Raw genomic sequence first — 17,866 nt, 5'->3', positions numbered from 1 at the left:
TCGGTTCTGGGGGCGGCGTGGTCGAGGGACTGGCGTACGGGACGGCGTTGGCGTGTTTCGCCGCGGTGTGCGTCACCTTGGTGCCGGAGCGGGCGCCCGCGGCGATCTCGTCGCTGGAGTTCTACCGCGCCGTGGACCGGGTGTGCGTGCGGGTGTGGAAGGACAGTGGCGCCGAGATCCAGCGTTACTGGCCGGATCCGGAGGGGGAGGCCGCGACGGAGCTGCGCAAGTGGCAGCACTACGTCGCGGTGAAGGTGGACGACGCCAAGGACGTCCTCAAGGGGGCGACGGGGGTCCGCGCGGTGCCGGGAGGGGCGGCATCGGCGCGGGAGGAGTTCTTGGCGGCGATCCGCCGCTACGTCGAGGCAGCCGAGCGGTTTTCAGGGGATGGGGCCCGCTCGGCCGCCTTGATGGGTGCCTCGGACACCGAGATGAACGCGGTGAGCGCGCTCGCGGCGCGGAACGGCGCCCGCGCTTGCGACCGCGTCGTCTAAGAGGCGCATTTAGAGAACTAAACGCGGTTGGGGGTCAGTCCAGCGGAAGGTTCAGCAGGGCGTTCTCGACCAGTTCCGGCATCGCCGGGTGGATCCAGTACTGCCCGCGCGCCATGCTCTTCGCGTCCAGCCCGAAGCTCATCGCCTGGATCAGCGGCTGGATCACCGAAGACGCCTGCGGGCCGATGATGTGCGCGCCCAGCAGCTGCCCGGTAGCGGGGTCGGCGAGCAGCTTCGCGAAGCCGGTGGTGTCCTCCATCGCCCAGCCGTAGGCGATACCGGCGTAGTCCTGATGCGACGTCACGTACGACACGCCACGCTCGCGCGCCTCGCGTTCGGTCAGCCCGACGGAGGCGACCTGCGGCGAGGTGAACACCGCGTGCGGGACGAACCGGTGGTCGGCCTCGATCCGCTCGTCCGGGTGCAGCAGGTTGTGCTGCACCACGCGCTGCTCGTGGTTCGCGACGTGCTTCAGCTCGAAGACCGACGAGATGTCGCCGAGCGCGTAGATCCCGTCGACCACGGTCTGCTGGTACTCGTCGACCACGACGTGCCCGCGCTCGCCCGTGGTCACACCGGTGGCGGCGACGTCCAGGAGGTCGGAGTTCGGCGTGCGGCCGGTCGCGACCAGCAGCACGTCGGCCTCGACGGTCTCGGCGCCCTGCGGGCCTTCGAGGTCCAGCGCGACACCCGACGCGGTCTTGCGCGCGCGCACGGTCTTGCGGTCGAGCCGGACGTCGAACCGCTGCGCGGCCAGCTCGGTGAACCGGGCGCTGACGTCGTCGTCCTCGGAGCGCAGCAGCGCGCCGGAGCGGTTGACCACGGTCACGTCCACCCCGAACGAGGCGAAGACGTGCGCGAACTCGGCCGCGATGTACCCGCCGCCGAGGATCACGATGCTCGACGGCAGCTCGTCGAGCCGCATCACCGTGTCGGACGTGTGGTAGCCGGTGTCGGCGAGGCCGGGGATGTCCGGGATCACCGGCCGGCCGCCGGCGGCGAGCACGAACTTGTCGGCGGTGATCGTCTCGGCGGGGCGGCCGTCGGGGTAGCTGACCCGCAGCTCCTTGTGCCCGGTGAAGCGGCCTTCGCCCTCGTACACGGTGACGTTCTTGTTGTCCTCGTGCCCGGCGCGGTATTCGCGGCCGCCCTCGGCGATGGGGTCGATCCGGCCGAAGATCCGGTCGCGCACGTCGCGCCAGCGGACGCCGGTCAGCTCCTCGTCGACGCCGAACTTCGACGACGTGGCGGGGGTGGCCGCGACGTTGGCGGCGTGCACGAACATCTTCGTCGGGATGCAGCCCACGTTCAGGCAGGTGCCGCCGAACGTGCCCTTCTCCACGATCGCCGTGTTCCAGTCCGCGAAACGCGGGTCGAGGATCGAGTTGCCCGATCCGGTACCGACGATCACCAGGTCGTAGTGGGGCACGCTGTCTTCCTTTGCGGCGGGAGCGGGGGTGGTTCCGACTCTAGCCAACTTGTCACGGCGGCCGGTTGTTCCCGGTTCAGCGGCCGGTGGAGCTGAAGTGCATCCGGTCCGTCGGCGTCGTCCAGGAGCCGCCCCAGGTCCAGCCGATCGCGGCGAAGGCGGCCACCGTCGAATCTCCGGCGGTGATCATCCCCGGCCGCCGGTTTCCCCGGTCGAGGTACGCCGACGCGAGCTCGGGCAGGACGACGTCGTCCTTGGTGTACGGGTTGCAGAACGGGTCGACGTCGATCGCGAGCCCGTAGGCGTGCGCCGACCAGTTCGCCAGGCCGCGGGCCGGACGGCAGACGAAGGCGGTGGTGTTGTTCCCGTCACCCGTCGGGGGAGCGGTGAGCTCGGCGGGAGCGGTCACGCGCATTTCCTCGATCGGGAACTTCGCGGCGAACAACCGCCCGAACACGGTGACGACGGCGTTCGCGACCGACGCGTTCACGAGCATTTCCCCGGTGTGCGCGCGGCCGTCGAAACCCCAGAACGACAACGTGAGATAGCGCAGTTCGCCCGCGGTGACCGGGCAGGCCGCCTGCCAGGTGCTGCGCGCGAGAACCTCGGCGGGGACGGGATTCACCGTGCCCGCGAACCGGTTCCCGGCGGGTGGGGGAAGCAGGTCGGTGGTCGGCAGGGAACGGTTCGCCAGCACGGGAGGAGTCGGGAGGATCTGCCCGAAACCGTCACGGCGCAAGGGAAGCGGCTTCGCGCCGACCTGCCAGACCGGTGCCGGCGGCGGGGCCGACGTGGCCGGAGCCGTTGTGGCGGAAGAGGTTTCGGCGGGAGGGCCGGCCACCGGGCTCGAACACGAGGAGAGCAGAAGGGCCGCAGCCGCCAGAATCGTCGCCGTAGCCCGCACGACGTCCAGGGTGACAGATGCGTTCGGTGAGCACAGTTCCACCCGTTTCAGTGACACCGCATCGGGCTTTCTCCGATTAGGGTATTCGCGATCGCTTGTGTACGCGCTGGAGTCGAATGACTTCCCAGGGTTTGACCGTACGTACGCCCCGGTGAAGGGACAGAACATGCCCAAGAAGTCACGTCGCACGCTGCTGCTCGCGGTCGGAGCGGTGCTCGCGACGGCGGTGATGGTGCCGGTCGCGGTCAACAGCGCGTCGGCGGACGACAGCGCGGTGAGCGGCCCGGAGCAGGCGGCCCAGCCGCGGATCGTGGGCGGTGGCAAGGCCTCGGTCTCGCAGTACCCGTACGCGGTCTACCTGGCCGACCGGAGCGGCAACCAGTACTGCGGCGCGGTGATCGTCAGCTCGACGACGGTCGCGACGGCGGCGCACTGCGCGGTCGCGGTCAAACGCGCCGACGTCCGCGTGGTGGCGGGACGTGAGGACAAACGTTCGCGGGACGGCGTCGAGCTGCGTGTCTCGCGGATCTGGGTCAGCCCCGACTACAACGGCGATCCCGGCAAGGGTGACGACATCGCGGTGATGACGGTCAGCGGTCAGCTGCCGTACCGGCCCGCGAAGGTCGCGGACAACGGCAACGCCGACCTGTACGAAGAAGGCACGAAGGCGACGGTCCTCGGCTGGGGCCGGGTCGCCGACGGCGGCGCGCGGTCGGACTACCTGCGCAGCGCGGTCGTCCCGGTGGTCAGCGACAAGACCTGCCGCACCGCGTACTCGGGCTACGACCCGAGCGACATGGTGTGCGCCGGCTATCCCGAGGGCGGCGTCGACGCCTGTCAGGGCGATTCGGGCGGGCCGCTCATGGTGGGCGACACGCTGATCGGGATCGTGTCGTTCGGCGAGGGCTGCGCGAAGGCGGGCAAACCCGGCGTCTACACCCGCGTATCCCACTTCGCGAACGAGATCTCCCAGCAGAAGAGCCGGGGCCTGATCGGCTGATCGGTGCCTTCTTCCCGTCCGATGTGCTAACAAGTGGGCGTGAGCACCGACACCCCGATCATCGAGACCACGTCGTTCCCGCTGTCCGTCGCCGGTGACGAGATCACCGCCGCACAGCTGCACGGCATCCTCCGCCTGCGCGTGGACGTGTTCGTCGTCGAGCAGGACTGCGCCTATCACGAGATCGACGGACGTGACCTCCTGCCCGGCACGCGGCACCTCTGGATCGGCGGTTCCGTCGCCGTCGACTCGTATCTGCGGGTGTTGCAGGACGCCGGCGGCACCTTCCGCATCGGCCGGGTGTGCACGGCCGTGCGCTCACGCGGCAAGGGGCTCGCGGGACGGCTGATGGAGACCGCCCTCGCGGGGATCGGGGACGCGCCGTGCGTCCTCGACGCGCAGACGTACGCGACGAAGTTCTACGCCAAGTACGGCTTCGTCGTCGAGGGCGAGGAGTTCATGGAAGACGGGATCCCGCACCTCACGATGTGGCGCCGGGAGGCGCCGCGGCCGTGATCACCGCGACCGCGCGGTCCACGTCGGCCTCGGTGAGGTCGGCCCGCGCGGTCAGGCGCAGGCGGGAGATGCCGTCGGGCACGGACGGCGGCCGGAAGCAGCCGACACGCACACCCTGATCCGCGCAGGCGGCCGCCCAAGCGACGGCGGATTCCGGCGACGGCGCCTGCACCGAGATCACCGCGGCGTCCGGGAGACTGACCCGGAAGCCGGCCGATTTCAGTTGCATCGCAAGGTTTCCCGCGGCTTCGGTGACCTTGGTGGCCAGCTCCGGCTCGGCCTTCAGCGCGGTGAGGGCGGCGAGCGCGGCGGCGGCACTGGCGGGCGCGAGCCCGGTGTCGAAGATGAAACTGCGCGCGGTGTCCACGAGATGCCTGATCACGCGACGCGGCCCGAGCACCGCTCCGCCTTGCGCCCCAAGGGATTTCGACAACGTGATCGTGGTGACGACGTCCGGCGCGCCGGAGAGCCCCGCCGCGTGGACGGCGCCGCGGCCGCCCTCGCCGAGGACGCCGAAACCGTGCGCGTCGTCGACGAGCAGCGACGCGCCGTGCTCCCGGCAGACACCGGCGAGCTGCTCCAAGGGGGCGATGTCGCCGTCGACGGAGAACACGGAATCGGTGACGACGAGGGCACGCGGTTTGCGGCGGGTCGCCAGCGCGTGCTTGAAGGCGTTCGGCTCGCTGTGCGCGACGGCGGCGATGTCCGATCGGGACAGGCGGCAGCCCTCGATCAACGAGGCGTGGATGTACTTGTCCGTGACGATCGCGGAATCCGCGCCGGACAGGGCCGTGACGGCGCCGAGATTCGCGGTGAACCCGGACGAGAAGACCAGCGCGGCCTGCGTACCGCAGAAGCGGGCGAGTTCGTGCTCGAGTTCGGCGTGGACTTCGGTGGTGCCGGTGACGAGCCGGGAGCCGGTCGCCCCCGCGCCCCAGCGCAGCGCGGCCGCGGCCGCCGCACCGGCGACGCGCTTGTCCCTGGCGAGCCCGAGGTAGTCGTTCCCGGCGAGGTCCAGCTCCGGCTCCTGTGCCTGCCGGATGCGCAGCTTGCGCACCAGCCCGGCCTCGGCCCGCTTCTCCGCCTCCACGTCGAGCCAGTCGAAGACCTGGTCGGGCGGGAGGTTCTGGGAGGCGGGGCCGGGAGAAGTCACGTCCCGCAGTCTCCCATCCGCCGTTTCCCGATGGACGTGGTGGTCCCCACTCCGAACGCCATGAAAGGTCCTTTCCTTGCAAATTTTGCAAGGAAAGGACCTTTCATGGCACTAGCCGCCGGAGGAACCGGCTTCAGTCACTTCAGCTGTCGTAGCTGCGACGCGGGCGCCCGCCCGGACGCTGCGGACGGCCGTTGCCGCCACCGCCCTCGCCACGACGCGGACGGCCGCGGAAGCCACCGGGACGGCCGCCTTCGCGGTGACCGTGACCCTCGCGCGAGCCCTGGTAACCGCCGCGGTCGCCACCGTAGCCGCGGCCACCGCCACGACGCGGGGACTCACGACGGCGCTCCACGACCGGCTCGCCGCTGGGCTGCTGCGCACCGGTGATGCGGGCGAGCTCGGCGTCACCCGGGCGGATGGTGGTCTGCTCGGCGCGGACACCGGCGCGGTCGGTCATCCGGCGCACCATGCGGCGCTGGTCGTGGGTGACCAGCGTGACCACGACACCGGACGCCCCGGCGCGCGCGGTGCGGCCGGCGCGGTGCAGGTAGTCCTTGTGGTCGGCGGCCGGGTCGACGTGCAGCACCAGCGAGATGTCGTCGACGTGGATACCGCGCGCGGCGACGTCCGTGGCGACGAGGACGGGCGCGTAGCCCTCCTTGAAGTCCGCGAGGACGCGGTTGCGCTGGCCCTGGGTCTTGCCGCCGTGCAGGGCGGCCGCGTGGACGCCCTTCTCGCGCAGACGCTCGGTCAGGCGGTCCACGTGGTGCTTGGTGCGGACGAACATGATCGTGCGGCCCTCGCGGGCGCCGATCTCGGTGATGATGTCCTGCTTGTCCTGGTGCGACACCTGGAACACGTGGTGGTCCATGGTGGTGACGCTCGCGGTCGACGGGGCGACCGAGTGCGTGACCGGGTCGGTCAGGTACGCGCGGACCAGCCGGTCGACGTCACCGTCGAGGGTGGCCGAGAACAGCAGGCGCTGCCCGCGGGCCGGGGTCAGGTCGAGGATCTCGCGGACCTGCGGCATGAAGCCCATGTCGGCCATCTGGTCGGCCTCGTCGAGCGCGACGAAGTTGACGTCGGACAGCGACGCGGTGCCCTGGCGGACGTGGTCCGACAGCCGGCCGGGGGTGGCGATCAGCAGGTCGACGCCGCGGGAAAGCGCGTCGGCCTGGCGGGTGAAGGCCATGCCGCCGACGGCGGTGCGGCACCACAGGCCCAGGGCCTTGGCCAGCGGGGTCAGCGAGTCGGCGACCTGCATGGCCAGCTCGCGGGTCGGGACCAGGATCAGCGCGCGGGGGTGCTTCGGCCGGGCGCGGCCGCCGTTGAGCCGGGTCAGCATCGCGAGGCCGAAGGCCAGGGTCTTGCCGGAACCGGTCTGGGCGCGGCCGAGCACGTCGCGACCGGCGAGCGCGTCGGGGATGGTCGCCGACTGGATCGGGAACGGGGAGGTGATACCGGCGTCGGCCAGCGCCCGCAGCAGCGGGTCGGGAAGGCCGAGTTCCGCCCAGGTCTTCGCCTTGACCGTCTCGACGGCGTCTTCGCGCAGCATCGCGTCACCCGCGGGGCGGGTGCGCGGCTTGCGGTGCTGACGCGCCGACGGTGAGACGTGGCCGGAGTTGAACGTGACTGTCACAAATGCCTCTCGGACGTGGCACGTCGCAAGGAGGCCCGGGCTGCCCGCACGCAGGCAGGGCAAGATGGTGTGCACAGATGGGCGTTCACAGGGACGAACCCGGCACACCGCGTCTGCGTGACACCGCGCGCCAATGGATTGATACGGATACCGCGAGCCATTCGGTTGGCTTTGGAGGCGACGGACACCAACTCATCCACGCCGCCGGTTGCGGTCTGTCACTACTGTACCGGACCGTTATCCGGCCTCCCAACTGGAGGGACCGATTGTGGGCAGGGTCTCCACCGCGGGGTCTTTCCCGGCGTGATCGTGCCGGGAAAGACCCCTTCGAGACACTGTGGACGGTCAGCGGAGTCCGGCGATCTCCTGCAACTCCTCGATCAGTTCCGGCACCGCCGTGAGCCGCTCCGGCAATCCGCGCGAGTGGAACCACGTCGCGATGTTCCGCACGTCACGCGCGAGGAACTCCAGCCCGCCGGGATTGGCGACGATGTCGACCACCTGGGGGAGGTCGATCACCATGATGCGGTCGTGGTGCACGAGCAGGTTGTACGCCGAGAGGTCACCGTGCGCGAGCCCCTGCGACGCCAGCAGTTCCAGCATCGCCGAGGTCTGGAACCACAGTTCCCGCAACTGTTCGGGCTCCGGCCGGACCTGTGCCAGCCGAGGCGCGGCGGTCTCGCCCTCGCCGAGGAATTCCAGCAGGAGTTCGGTGCCGTCGCGCTGCACCGGATACGGCACGGGCGCGCCGACCGACCAGAGCCTGCTCAGCGCGCCGAACTCGGCCACGGCCCACTGTTCGGCGATGAGGTTGCGGCCGAAGCTGCTGCGCGACTCCATCGCCCGCATCTCCCGCGAACGCCGCATCCGCCTGCCTTCGAGATAGCCGGCGTCACGATGGAACAGCCGGTGCTCTCCGCTGCGGTACCGCTTGGCGGCGAGCACGGTGCCTTCGGTGCCGGGCAGGTTGCGCCGGACGAGGTGGACGTCCGCCTCCTTGCCGGTTTTGAGGATGCCGAGTTCGGTGTCGACCGCGGCCAGTTCGGTGATCACCCAGTCCGGGCGCGGCAGCGGTCCTTGCTCCGCTTCTCCCCAGGTGCTCCAGCGGTCGGCGCCGTCGGGGATGGCGGTCTCGGTGTAGGCGTCCTCCCGCAACCGGGCGAGGCGGACACGTTCGGCTTCGGTGAGCCGTCCGCCTCGGGTGGGTTCGGGTTCGTCGTCGAAACGGGCACGACGGGTGCGGCGAGGACGTTGTTCGTAAGACTCTTCGAGATCGTGCTTGCGCACTGGTGGGTTCTCCTAGATCAGGGATGCCCCACCGGGCGAGCGTCGTGGCTCCGCGCTCAGCCGCGAGGGGCGAGTGGATGGGGGCGGCCAAGGCCCCGGACAGTCATCAGCACGAGGCACCTCCCAGTCGCATCCACCGGCTCCCTGCCGGATCGCGGACGATCATCCCCGACCCCTTCGGGCCACGCAACCGATTTAATTCTGGTACGTGTCTCGGGCACTTCCGGCCGGTGCGCTGGTGGCGGTTTCGCGTGACTGGATGGACGACAAGCGTGATTGGACGGACGCCGCGATCGTGACGTCCCTCCAATCACGCGTGGCGTCCGCTGGATCACGCGTGTCGTCCGGTCGATCACGGGTAAACGCCGGTGCTGGGCGCCTCGTGAGCGGTAAAGACGGTTAGAACCGTCCTGACCACTCACGACGCGCCTAGGCTGACCGCAATCCCGCCAGCTCGCTCCGCGACCGCACCTTCAGCTTCCGCAGCACACTCGCGACGTGCTGTTCCACCGTGCGCCGGGACAGGAACAGCACCTCGGCGATCTCCCGGTTGGTGTGCCCGGCGGCCAGCAGGCGGGCGACGTCGCGCTCGCGCGGGGACAGCTCGTCGCCGTAACCCCGGCGGCCGCGCCGCGAGGGGGCGACGGCGCCGGTGGACCGGAAGGCGTGGCGGCAGCGGGCGGCGTCGCGTGTGGCGCCGAGGTGGTCGAAGGTCTCCGCGAGTGCCGCGAAAGTCTCGGCGACGTCCTCGTTGCGGGCCAGGCGGCAGCGCGCGGCCCGTTCGGCGATCAGCGCCGCGTGATAGGGCGCGGGGAGCGCATCGAACCGGGTCCGAGCCTGCTCGAAGGCCTCGATCGCCTCCTCGTGGTCGCCGCGGGACGCCGCGACGAGCCCTCGGTTCGCGGCGAGCGCGGCCCGGGTCGACGGTGCGTCGAGGCCGCCGACCTCGGTTTCGAATTCGTCGGTCAGCGCTCGCGCCTCGGCGTCCCGCCCGGTGGCGCAATAGGCGTCGACTGCGGCCATCACCAGATCGGCGCCCCAGGCCCAGACACCCTTGGCGCGCAGGAGTTCCAGTCCCTTCTCGGCCTGCGTCACCGCGGCCTCGCCGAGATCCTGCGCGAGCAGCATGCCCGACATCCCGGCGTGCGCGGCGATCGCGACCGGCGTGAACGCGTTCTCAGGCTGATCGGCCGCGGTACCGGCGAACCTGGCCGCGGCCTCGTCCCATTCGCCGCGGGCGGCGGCGAGCAGGCCCAGCACCAGGCACAGTTCGCTGGTCACCGGCAGGAGGTCGCGGTACTCGTCGATCAGCGCGTCCGCCCGTTCGGCGAGGCCGTCCCAGTTCCCGGTGAGCCAGTCGGTGTGTACGGCGGTCGCGCGGGCGGTGCTGACGACGTACGGCGCCCCGCAGTCGGCGGCGAGCTGCATCCCGCTGCGCAGCAGGCTCCTGGCCCGCCGGTGGTGACCGGTCCAGGCGCAGGCGTCGGCGCTGTTGCAGTGCAGCCGCGCCAGATGCCGTTGTTCGTCGGCGGAACCGACGGTGGTGGGCGCCCGGTCCAGCATGTCCCAGCCGCGCGCGTCCCCGATGTGCAGCCGTGACGCCGCGTTGTTGGCCAGCAGGATGATCTTCAGCCGCCGGTCGGTGGCCCGGTCGATGAGTTCGTCCACCCGGTCCATCCAGCGCCGGTGCTCCCGCAGCGGGGTCGCGCCGACCCACGGCTGGGCGAGGACGCCCATCCCGCGGCCTGCCAGGTCCGGCCGGTCGGAAAGGTCGTTGACGGCGATCTCGATCTCGGTCCTCGCGGCCTCCAAGCCACCTGCCTGGCGCACCAGCAGGAGCCCGAGTCCCAGCCGGACCTCGCCGCTCAGGCGCCCGGACAGCCTGCCGTCGGTGAGCAACCGCTCCAGCGCCGGGACGACTTCGGTCTGCGCGAGTCCGTTGCACGCCACCGAGCTGAACTTGACCGCGATTCTGTCCACATCGGACGGTTGGAGGCCCGGTTCGTCGAGCAGGGTGCGGAGCAGATCGGTCGCGGTGGCGAGATCGCCGACCGTCGACGCCTGATCCGCGGCGGCTTCGCCGTACTTCAGGGCACCGGCCCGGTCACCCGCCTTCCGGCAGTGTTCGGCCAGCCGTACCAAGGACTGCGGGAGCCGGTCGCGCAGCAGCCGTGCGGCCCGCCGGTGCAGTTCCTGGCGATCGGGGCCGGGAATGGTGAGGTACGCGGCTTGCCGGGCGAACGCGTGCCGGAAGTCGTACAGACCTTCGCCGGACTCCACGAGGACGTTGCGTTCGAGCGCGAGGACGAGCGCGCGGCGGGCGCGTTCCGGGGCGAGCGCGGCCGCGGCGGCCAGCAGGTCCGAAGTGGACGGTGTGCCGAGGACGGCGGCGGCCTCGGTGATCCGCCGGGCGGCGGGCGGCAGCGCCATCAGGCGTTCGACCGTCGCTTCCCGTAGCAGCGCCGGGACTTCGACCGTGTCGAGCAGACGCCGCGCGGTCGCGCCGTCGGCGTGCACCGCGCCTTCGACGCCGCCGATCGCGTGCACGATCTCCTCGACCACGAACGGGATCCCCGCGGTCCGCTCGTGCAGTCGCGCGGCGAACTCCGCGGAGACGCTGGTCTCGCCGAGCAGTGCCGAAACCAGTGCCTGGACGCCGTCGCGGTCCAACGGCCGGAGGGTGACGAGCGCGTGCGCCGTGCCGGGCACGGGCCGGTAGGCACTGCCGAGCGGGATGCCGCCGGGGGTCTCCTCGCGACGGTAGGTGAGCAGGAGCGTCAGGCCGGCGGGCGGCTCGGTCATCAGGAATCGCAGCAGGCGGCGGGAACCGTCGTCCGCCCAGTGGAGGTCTTCGATGAGCAGGACGTGCGGGCCCAGCGAGCCGAGCAGTTCCCGGACGGCGCGGAAGAGCTGGTGCCGTTCGGCCCTCGGGTCGGCCGGGCGCGGTGGCGGCTGGGGCAGGAATGCCGCGAGCTCGGGCAGGTAGGGCGCGAGGACACCGGTCACCGGGTTGAGTTCACGCGCCGGGCGGACGTCCTTCAGCGCGTCGAAGACCACGCCGTACGGAAAAGGCTCACGCAGCGGCTGGCAGGTCGCGGTGAGGACCGGCCGTCCGGCCAATTCGGCACAGGACAGCAACTCGGTGGCGAGCCGGGTCTTGCCCACCCCCGCTTCGCCTTCGAGCATGATCACCGACGGCGAGCGCAACGCGCCGTCGAGGAGCTCGCGTAATTCCGCCTCACGGCCGACGAGTACCGGCGAACTCGTCCTGCGTCGGCAGCCACCGATCACCATGCCGGGTCACCCCCGCTTCACGAACCACACCGTTCGAGTGAACGCAGCTTAAGCGCGGTTCCGATGATCACGGAACCCGCTCGGACGGTCACCCGACTTTCGTAGGGACGGTGTATTCCGCCATTAGATACGTAGTCCTACGGACCGTTGCCTCGCTTGTTCGCGCAGGTCCCGCCACCCGAAAGTGATTCCAGCGTGACTGCACGTCACGGCGCCGGTCTGGACCTTCGCCGGCGCGAACCACCTGTTCGAGTGAACGGAGCTCAGGAAATGCGTGGAGAACTTCGACGTCACCGGATCGCGGGTGCGGTGCTGGCCGGGGCCTGCGCGGCGGCCACCGTGGCCTTCGCCGGACCGGCCGCGGCCGCCGAGGGACAGATCCGCGGTGCCGGTGTGCCGGGGGCCGTCACGGACGGGTATATCGTCTCACTCAAGAGCGGCGACGCGGGCCTCGCGGCCAAGTACGGCGGCCAGGTGAAGGCGACCTACACCGCCGCGCTGAACGGCTTCTCGGCGAAGATGACCGAGGCGCAGGCCAAACGCCTCGCCGCCGACCCGAACGTCGACTTCGTCCAGCAGGACGCGGTCGCGCATCTGCTCGGCACCCAGACCAACCCGACCTGGGGCCTGGACCGGATCGATCAGAAGAACCTGCCGCTGGACAAGAAGTACACCTACCCGAACACCGGTTCCGGGGCGACGGTCTACGTCCTCGACACCGGGGTCGACTACCGCCAGACCGAATTCGGCGGCCGCGCGACCAGCGGGTACGACTTCATCGACAACGACAGCGACGCCCGCGACTGCCAGGGGCACGGCACGCACGTCGCCGGCACGGTCGGCAGCGCCACCTACGGCGTGGCCAAGGGTGCCAAGATCGTCTCGGTCCGCGTGCTGAACTGCCAGGGCAGCGGCCAGTACTCGCAGATCATCTCCGGGATCGACTGGGTCGTGAAGAACGCCAAGGGCCCGTCGGTGCTCACCATGAGCCTCGGTGGCCCGGCCGACTCCGGGGTGGACTCCGCCGTGCGCCGCGCGGTCGCGGCGGGCATCACGAACACCGTGGCCTCCGGCAATTCCAACACGGACGCCTGCTCCACCAGCCCGGCCCGGGTGCGTGAGGCCATCACCGTCAACGCCACCCAGAGCGACGACCGCCGGTCCTCGTTCTCGAACTACGGCAGCTGCACCGACATCTTCGCGCCGGGCACCAGCATCACCTCCCTGCGCAACGGTGGCGGCACGCAGCAGATGAGCGGTACCTCGATGGCGACGCCGCACGTCGCCGGCGCGGCCGCGATCTACCTGACGTCGAACCCGTCGGCGACCCCCGCCGCCGTGGCCTCCGGTCTCGCCAACGCCGCCACCAACGGCGTCGTGACGAGCCCGGGCTCCGGTTCGACGAACAAGCTGCTGAACGTGGCGGGTCTCTGATGCGCCGCGGCGTGCGCGCCGGTGTGGTGGCCATCGCGGCCACCGCGCTGGCCGCGCTCGCCGCGGGCAACGCCCTCGCCGCTCCGGCGGAAGGCGTTGTCGTGCAGGCGAAGCAGCACTACGGCGGGCAGTACATCGTCGTGCTCCACGATGTCGGGACCATGGCGGTCGAGCAGTCCTCGGCCGCGCTGACCGGCCGCTACGGCGGTGAAGTCCGGTCGGCGTACAAGAACGTGCTCCGCGGGTTCTCGGTCAAGGGAATGTCCGAGCAGCAGGCCCGGCGGCTCGCGGCCGACCCGGCGGTCAAGGCGGTCTACCAGGACGGCACCGCGCGTGCCGTCGGTACGCAGACCAACCCGACCTGGGGTCTCGACCGCGTCGACCAGAAGAACCTGCCGCTGGACAAGAGCTTCACGTACCCGAACACGGGCGAGGGCGTCACCGCGTACGACCTCGACACCGGGATCAACCCGGAGAACCCGGAGTACGAGGGGCGCGCGTCCATCGGCAAGGATTTCGTGGGCGGCAACGGGAAGGACTGCAACGGGCACGGCAGTCACACGGCGGGCACCATCGGCAGCAAGACCTACGGCGTGGCCAAGAAGGTCAAGTTGGTCGGGCTGAAGGTGCTCGGCAACGACTGTTCGGGCAACGGGCCGGACTCCGCCATCGTCGACGCGGCCGAATGGATCACCGCGAACGGCACCAAACCGGCGGTGGCGAACCTGAGCCTGCGGATGGACCAGGTCGGGCTCGGCGACGACGTCATCAAGAAGTCCATCGCGGCGGGCTTCGTCTACGTGGTGGCGGCGGGCAACGAGAACCAGAACGCCTGCAACGTCAGCCCCGCTCGCATCCCCGAGGCGATCACGGTCGGCGCCTCGGACAGCAGTGACAACAAGTCCTCGTTCTCCAACCACAGTTCGTGCGTGGACATCTTCGCCCCTGGCAGCAACATCACGTCGCTGTCCACGTCCAACGGTGGTTCGGCGAACATGAGCGGCACGTCGATGGCCACGCCGCACGTGGCCGGGGCGGCGGCGCTGTACCTCGCCGCGAATTCCGGCGCCACCGCGCAGCAGACGCGGGACGCGCTGGTGAACAACGCCTCCGACGGCGTGCTCAAGGGACTGCCGTCCGGCACGGTCAACAAGCTGCTGAACGTGTCGTTCATCGGCGGCGGTGGCCCCACCCCGGCGTGCGGGGCCAAATCCAACACGACACCGGTGTCCATTCCGGACGCGGGTGACGCGGTGACCAGTTCGGTGACGCAGGAAGGCTGCGACGGCAAGGCGTCGGCGACGCTGCCGGTCAAGGTCGACATCGCGCACACCTACACCGGTGACCTGGCGATAGACCTGATCGGGCCGAGCGGTGCGGTGTTCGGCCTCAAGCAGGCGGGAGGGATCGGCGAGGCGGGCGGCGTGCACACGTCGTACACGGTGAACGCCTCGTCCGAACCGGCGAACGGGACCTGGAAACTGCGGGTCCGCGACGTCTACCGGTTCGACACCGGGACGATCGAAGGCTTCTCCATCACCTTCTGAGTCCTTGCGAACGGCGGTGTGCCGCGGTCACGATGGCCGCGGCGCACTGTCGTTTTCGCTGGGAGGTCTTGGATGGAGTCCTACGATGCCGTGATCGTCGGAGGCGGGTACAACGGCCTGGTGGCGGCGGCGTACCTGGCCAGGGCCGGCCGCTCGGTGCTCGTGCTGGAACGGCGCGACGAGGTCGGTGGCGCGGCGGTCTCCTTCCGGGCGTTCCCCGGCGTCGACGTCCGGCTGTCGCGGTACTCGTACCTGGTGAGCCTGCTGCCCCGCAAGATCGTCGCGGAGCTGGGGCTCGGCCTGGATCTCCGCCGGCGGCGGATGTCGTCGTACACCCCGGTCGGCGACGGCGGTCTCCTTGTCGACACGGGCGACGACCGCCGGACTTCGGCGTCGTTCTCCGCGCTCACCGGGTCCACAAAGGACTTCGAGGCGTGGCAACGGTTCTACGCGATGACGTTCCAGGTCGCGAAACGGACTTTCCCCACTCTGACCGAGCCGCTGGTCTCCAAGGAGGAACTGCGGTCGGGCATCGAGCGCCATGCGTGGGACGCGCTGTTCGAACGGCCGATCTCGGAAACGCTCACCGGGATGTTCGGCGACGACACCGTGCGCGGCGTCGTCCTGACCGACGCGCTGATCGGCACCTTCGCCGGCGCCGGTGATTTCCGGCAGAATCTCTGCCTGCTCTACCACGTGATCGGCAACGAGACCGGCGACTGGGACGTGCCGGTGGGCGGGATGGGCGCGGTGACCGGGGCGCTCGCGTCGGCCGCGTCTTCCGCCGGAGCACGGCTGACGACCGGCGCCGAAGTGTCGTCGATCGACCCCGATGGCACAGTGCGCTACCGGCTCGGCGACGACGAGTTCGTAGTGCGTGGCGGGCACGTGCTGGCGAACGTCGCGCCGCGGGCGCTCGCGCGGCTGCTGGGAGACGAGCCGCCGGAAGCGCCGGAAGGCGCGCAGCTCAAGGTGAACATGGTGCTGTCACGCTTGCCGCGGCTGCGCGATTCGGGTGTCGATCCGCGGGAGGCGTTCGGCGGGACCTTCCACGTCAACGAGAGCTACGAGCAGCTGGCGACGGCCTACGCCGAGGCCGAGGCGGGCCGGATCCCGTCGCTGCCGCCGTGCGAGATCTACTGTCACTCGCTGACCGACCCGTCGATCCTCGGCCCGGCCGAACGAGCCGCCGGGGTGCAGACGCTGACGCTGTTCGGGCTGCACATGCCCGCGCGGCTATTCGAGGGGCGCAACGATGCCGCGCGCGACGAGGCTTTGCGCGCGACTTTGTCCTCTTTGGACAGTGTGCTGGCCGAGCCGATCGAGGACTGTGTGCTGCGCGCGCCGGACGGCCGGTTGTGCGTCGAGGCGAAAACGCCGCTGGATCTCGAAGCCGAGCTGGGGCTGCCCGCGGGACACATCTTCCATCGGGACCTCTCGTGGCCTTATGCCGCGGATGCCGATCAGGTGGGCCGCTGGGGCGTGGAGACCGCGCACGAGCGGGTGCTGCTCTGCGGTGCGGGCGCCGTGCGGGGCGGTGGCGTCTCCGGTATCCCCGGGCACAACGCGGCCATGGCGGTGCTGGCCCGGTCCTGAGATGTCATGAAAGGGTCGTTCAGGACGAAATATGTCCTGAACGACCCTTTCATGACACTCGCTACTGGACCGTGAGGGTGTAGGTGGCGGTGGCGGTCTTGCCCGCCGAGTCCGTCGCGGTGACAGTCACCGGATACGTGCCCCGTTGGAAGGGCGCGACCACCTGCATGGTCGAACTGCCGCCGCTCGAGATCGTCTTCGGGTTGAAGAACGGGGCGAACGGCAGCCCCTGCCCGGACGCCGACAGCGTGATCGTGCCCGTGCCGCCGGTGGCGGAAACCGTGACATTGCTGAAGAAACCGGGTTGTGAAGTCCCGCTGGTGGGGCTCAGGCCCACCTTCAGGTCACCGGGTTGCGGCGCGCCGTCGCCGACGGTCAGGGTCAGGTTCGTGGTCGCGGTGTCGGTGGTCCCCTTGCCCGAGATCGCGACCGCGTAGTCCTTTTCGGCCGTCCCGGCGGGAACCTCGATGCTCACCTTCGCGGACTCACCCGAGGTGATGGACGAAGGCTGGAACGTCGCCGTCGCGCCTTCCGGAAGCCCCGAAGCGCTGAGATCCACCTTCTCCGCGCCGTTCTTGCCCGGCTTGCTGGTCACCGTGGCCGACACGTACTTGCCCGGCTCGACCTTGAGCGAGGACGGCGTCACCGCGAGCGAGAACGTCTCCGGGTTCTGCGGCTCGCCGATCTGCTGCTTGACCCAGTCGCCCATCTCGTTGTTGAGCCTGCCGTACACGCTGTACCACTTGAAGTCGCTGCGGCTCCACGACGCGACGCCGACGATCTTGCCGTCCACGATGAGCGGCCCGCCGCTGTCACCCGGAAGGATCGTGACGCGGCCGTCGCTGTAGCCGCTGCAGATCATCGTGGCGTCTTTGAAGCCCGCGCCGACACCGTTGCAGTTGCTGCCCTGGACGATCGGCAGGGTGAACTTGTGCAGTTCGACGTTCCGGGTGTCGTCGTTGTGGTCCTTCTTGCCGTAACCGAGGCCCAGCCCGGACTTGCCCGGCTGGTTCAGGCCCGTGTCGGCCGACGTCGCGACCTTCGCGTACTGGCCGCCCGGCACCGGGATGTCGGCGTCGGTGGTGACCACCGCGACGTCGTAGCCCTGGTCGAAGTTGACGTACTTCGGGTGCTTTTCGTAGCTGACGACGCCGATCCGTGTTCCGCCACCGGAGTTGAGGTCGTCGAGCCCGTAGAGGAACGACTTCTCCCCGGCCGCGTCCTTGCAGTGCGCGGCGATCAGGATCTTGCGCGGCGCGACGACCGAGCCCGTGCAGGTCTGCCCCTGCGGTCGCGTCCCACCCTCGCGCAGGCCCGCGATGATGAACGGGTAGTCCTTGACCGAGGCGGGGGTGCCGCCGATGGAGTTCGTGTGCAGTCCACCGGGGACGACCGCTTGATCCGTCGGGGTGACGGCGGGCAGGTTCGCGGCGGCCGCCGGTGCGGGCAGGAGGACCGAGAGGCAGCCGAGGGTGGCGGTGGCGATCCCCAGTAGCCGTTGTCTTCTGTTCACGGTGGTTCCTTTCCAGGTGGCTGGAAATCACTTTCCGCATCCGCGCCTGGAGGAACA

Annotated in this window: 13 protein-coding genes; 6 read left to right on the top strand and 7 right to left on the bottom strand. The window is 70.2% G+C overall.

Annotated elements, in window-relative coordinates:
• Window positions 1-17: 17 nt before the first annotated feature.
• Window positions 18-494: a hypothetical protein gene (locus AORI_RS70285; RefSeq protein WP_016336170.1), complete on the top strand. Its 477-nt coding sequence runs from the start codon at window positions 18-20 to the stop codon at window positions 492-494.
• A gap of 34 nt (window positions 495-528) precedes the next feature.
• Here the strand turns inward: AORI_RS70285 and AORI_RS70280 are convergent, their stop codons facing one another.
• On the bottom strand, window positions 529-1,923 hold the full coding sequence (locus AORI_RS70280; protein ID WP_016336169.1) for a mycothione reductase: 1,395 nt from the start codon (window positions 1,921-1,923) through the stop codon (window positions 529-531).
• 76 nt (window positions 1,924-1,999) lie between these two features.
• Entirely contained in the window at window positions 2,000-2,662 is a 663-nt protein-coding gene (locus tag AORI_RS70275) for a M15 family metallopeptidase (RefSeq protein WP_043848292.1), read from the bottom strand.
• A 331-nt stretch (window positions 2,663-2,993) separates the two neighbouring features.
• On the opposite strand from AORI_RS70275, the gene AORI_RS70270 reads away from it, so the two are divergent.
• Both AORI_RS70270 and AORI_RS70265 read left to right on the top strand, forming a co-directional pair.
• Window positions 2,994-3,827 (top strand): S1 family peptidase, encoded by an 834-nt coding sequence (locus AORI_RS70270; RefSeq protein WP_043848291.1) that lies wholly within the window; start codon window positions 2,994-2,996, stop codon window positions 3,825-3,827.
• Window positions 3,828-3,860: 33 nt separating this feature from the next.
• On the top strand, window positions 3,861-4,343 hold the full coding sequence (locus tag AORI_RS70265) for a GNAT family N-acetyltransferase (protein WP_016336166.1): 483 nt from the start codon (window positions 3,861-3,863) through the stop codon (window positions 4,341-4,343).
• Here the strand turns inward: AORI_RS70265 and AORI_RS70260 are convergent.
• The 4 genes from AORI_RS70260 to AORI_RS70245 form a co-directional block, all read right to left on the bottom strand.
• Entirely contained in the window at window positions 4,309-5,496 is a 1,188-nt protein-coding gene (locus AORI_RS70260) for an 8-amino-7-oxononanoate synthase (protein ID WP_016336165.1), read from the bottom strand. The two genes, AORI_RS70265 and AORI_RS70260, sit on opposite strands and share 35 nt — an antisense overlap.
• Window positions 5,497-5,638: 142 nt before the next feature.
• Window positions 5,639-7,138 carry a DEAD/DEAH box helicase gene (locus AORI_RS70255; RefSeq protein WP_016336164.1) on the bottom strand — a complete coding sequence of 500 codons (1,500 nt, stop codon included), beginning with the start codon at window positions 7,136-7,138 and terminating at the stop codon, window positions 5,639-5,641.
• Between the two features lie 345 nt (window positions 7,139-7,483).
• Entirely contained in the window at window positions 7,484-8,425 is a 942-nt protein-coding gene (locus tag AORI_RS70250; RefSeq protein ID WP_016336163.1) for a serine protein kinase RIO, read from the bottom strand.
• Window positions 8,426-8,854: 429 nt separating this feature from the next.
• A complete protein-coding gene (locus AORI_RS70245; protein ID WP_016336161.1) occupies window positions 8,855-11,719 on the bottom strand; it encodes an ATP-binding protein in 2,865 nt (954 codons plus the stop codon).
• Window positions 11,720-11,989: 270 nt separating this feature from the next.
• Between AORI_RS70245 and AORI_RS70240 the strand changes: the two genes are divergently transcribed.
• The 3 genes from AORI_RS70240 (at window position 11,990) to AORI_RS70230 (ending at window position 16,296) form a co-directional block, all read left to right on the top strand.
• Window positions 11,990-13,153, top strand: a complete 1,164-nt coding sequence (locus tag AORI_RS70240; protein WP_016336160.1) for a S8 family peptidase — start codon at window positions 11,990-11,992, stop codon at window positions 13,151-13,153.
• Complete coding sequence (locus AORI_RS70235) at window positions 13,153-14,700, top strand: S8 family serine peptidase (protein WP_016336159.1); 1,548 nt, start codon at window positions 13,153-13,155, stop codon at window positions 14,698-14,700. The genes AORI_RS70240 and AORI_RS70235 overlap by 1 nt, the downstream gene beginning before the upstream one ends.
• Before the next feature lie 72 nt (window positions 14,701-14,772).
• A complete protein-coding gene (locus AORI_RS70230) occupies window positions 14,773-16,296 on the top strand; it encodes a phytoene desaturase family protein (protein ID WP_016336158.1) in 1,524 nt (507 codons plus the stop codon).
• Between the two features lie 61 nt (window positions 16,297-16,357).
• Here the strand turns inward: AORI_RS70230 and AORI_RS70225 are convergent, their stop codons facing one another.
• Complete coding sequence (locus AORI_RS70225; protein ID WP_016336157.1) at window positions 16,358-17,809, bottom strand: trypsin-like serine protease; 1,452 nt, start codon at window positions 17,807-17,809, stop codon at window positions 16,358-16,360.
• Window positions 17,810-17,866: the final 57 nt, after the last annotated feature.

The sequence above is a fragment of the Amycolatopsis keratiniphila genome, from assembly GCF_000400635.2.
Taxonomy (GTDB): Bacteria; Actinomycetota; Actinomycetes; order Mycobacteriales; family Pseudonocardiaceae; genus Amycolatopsis; species Amycolatopsis keratiniphila.
This window is presented reverse-complemented; position numbering and strand designations above follow the sequence as displayed.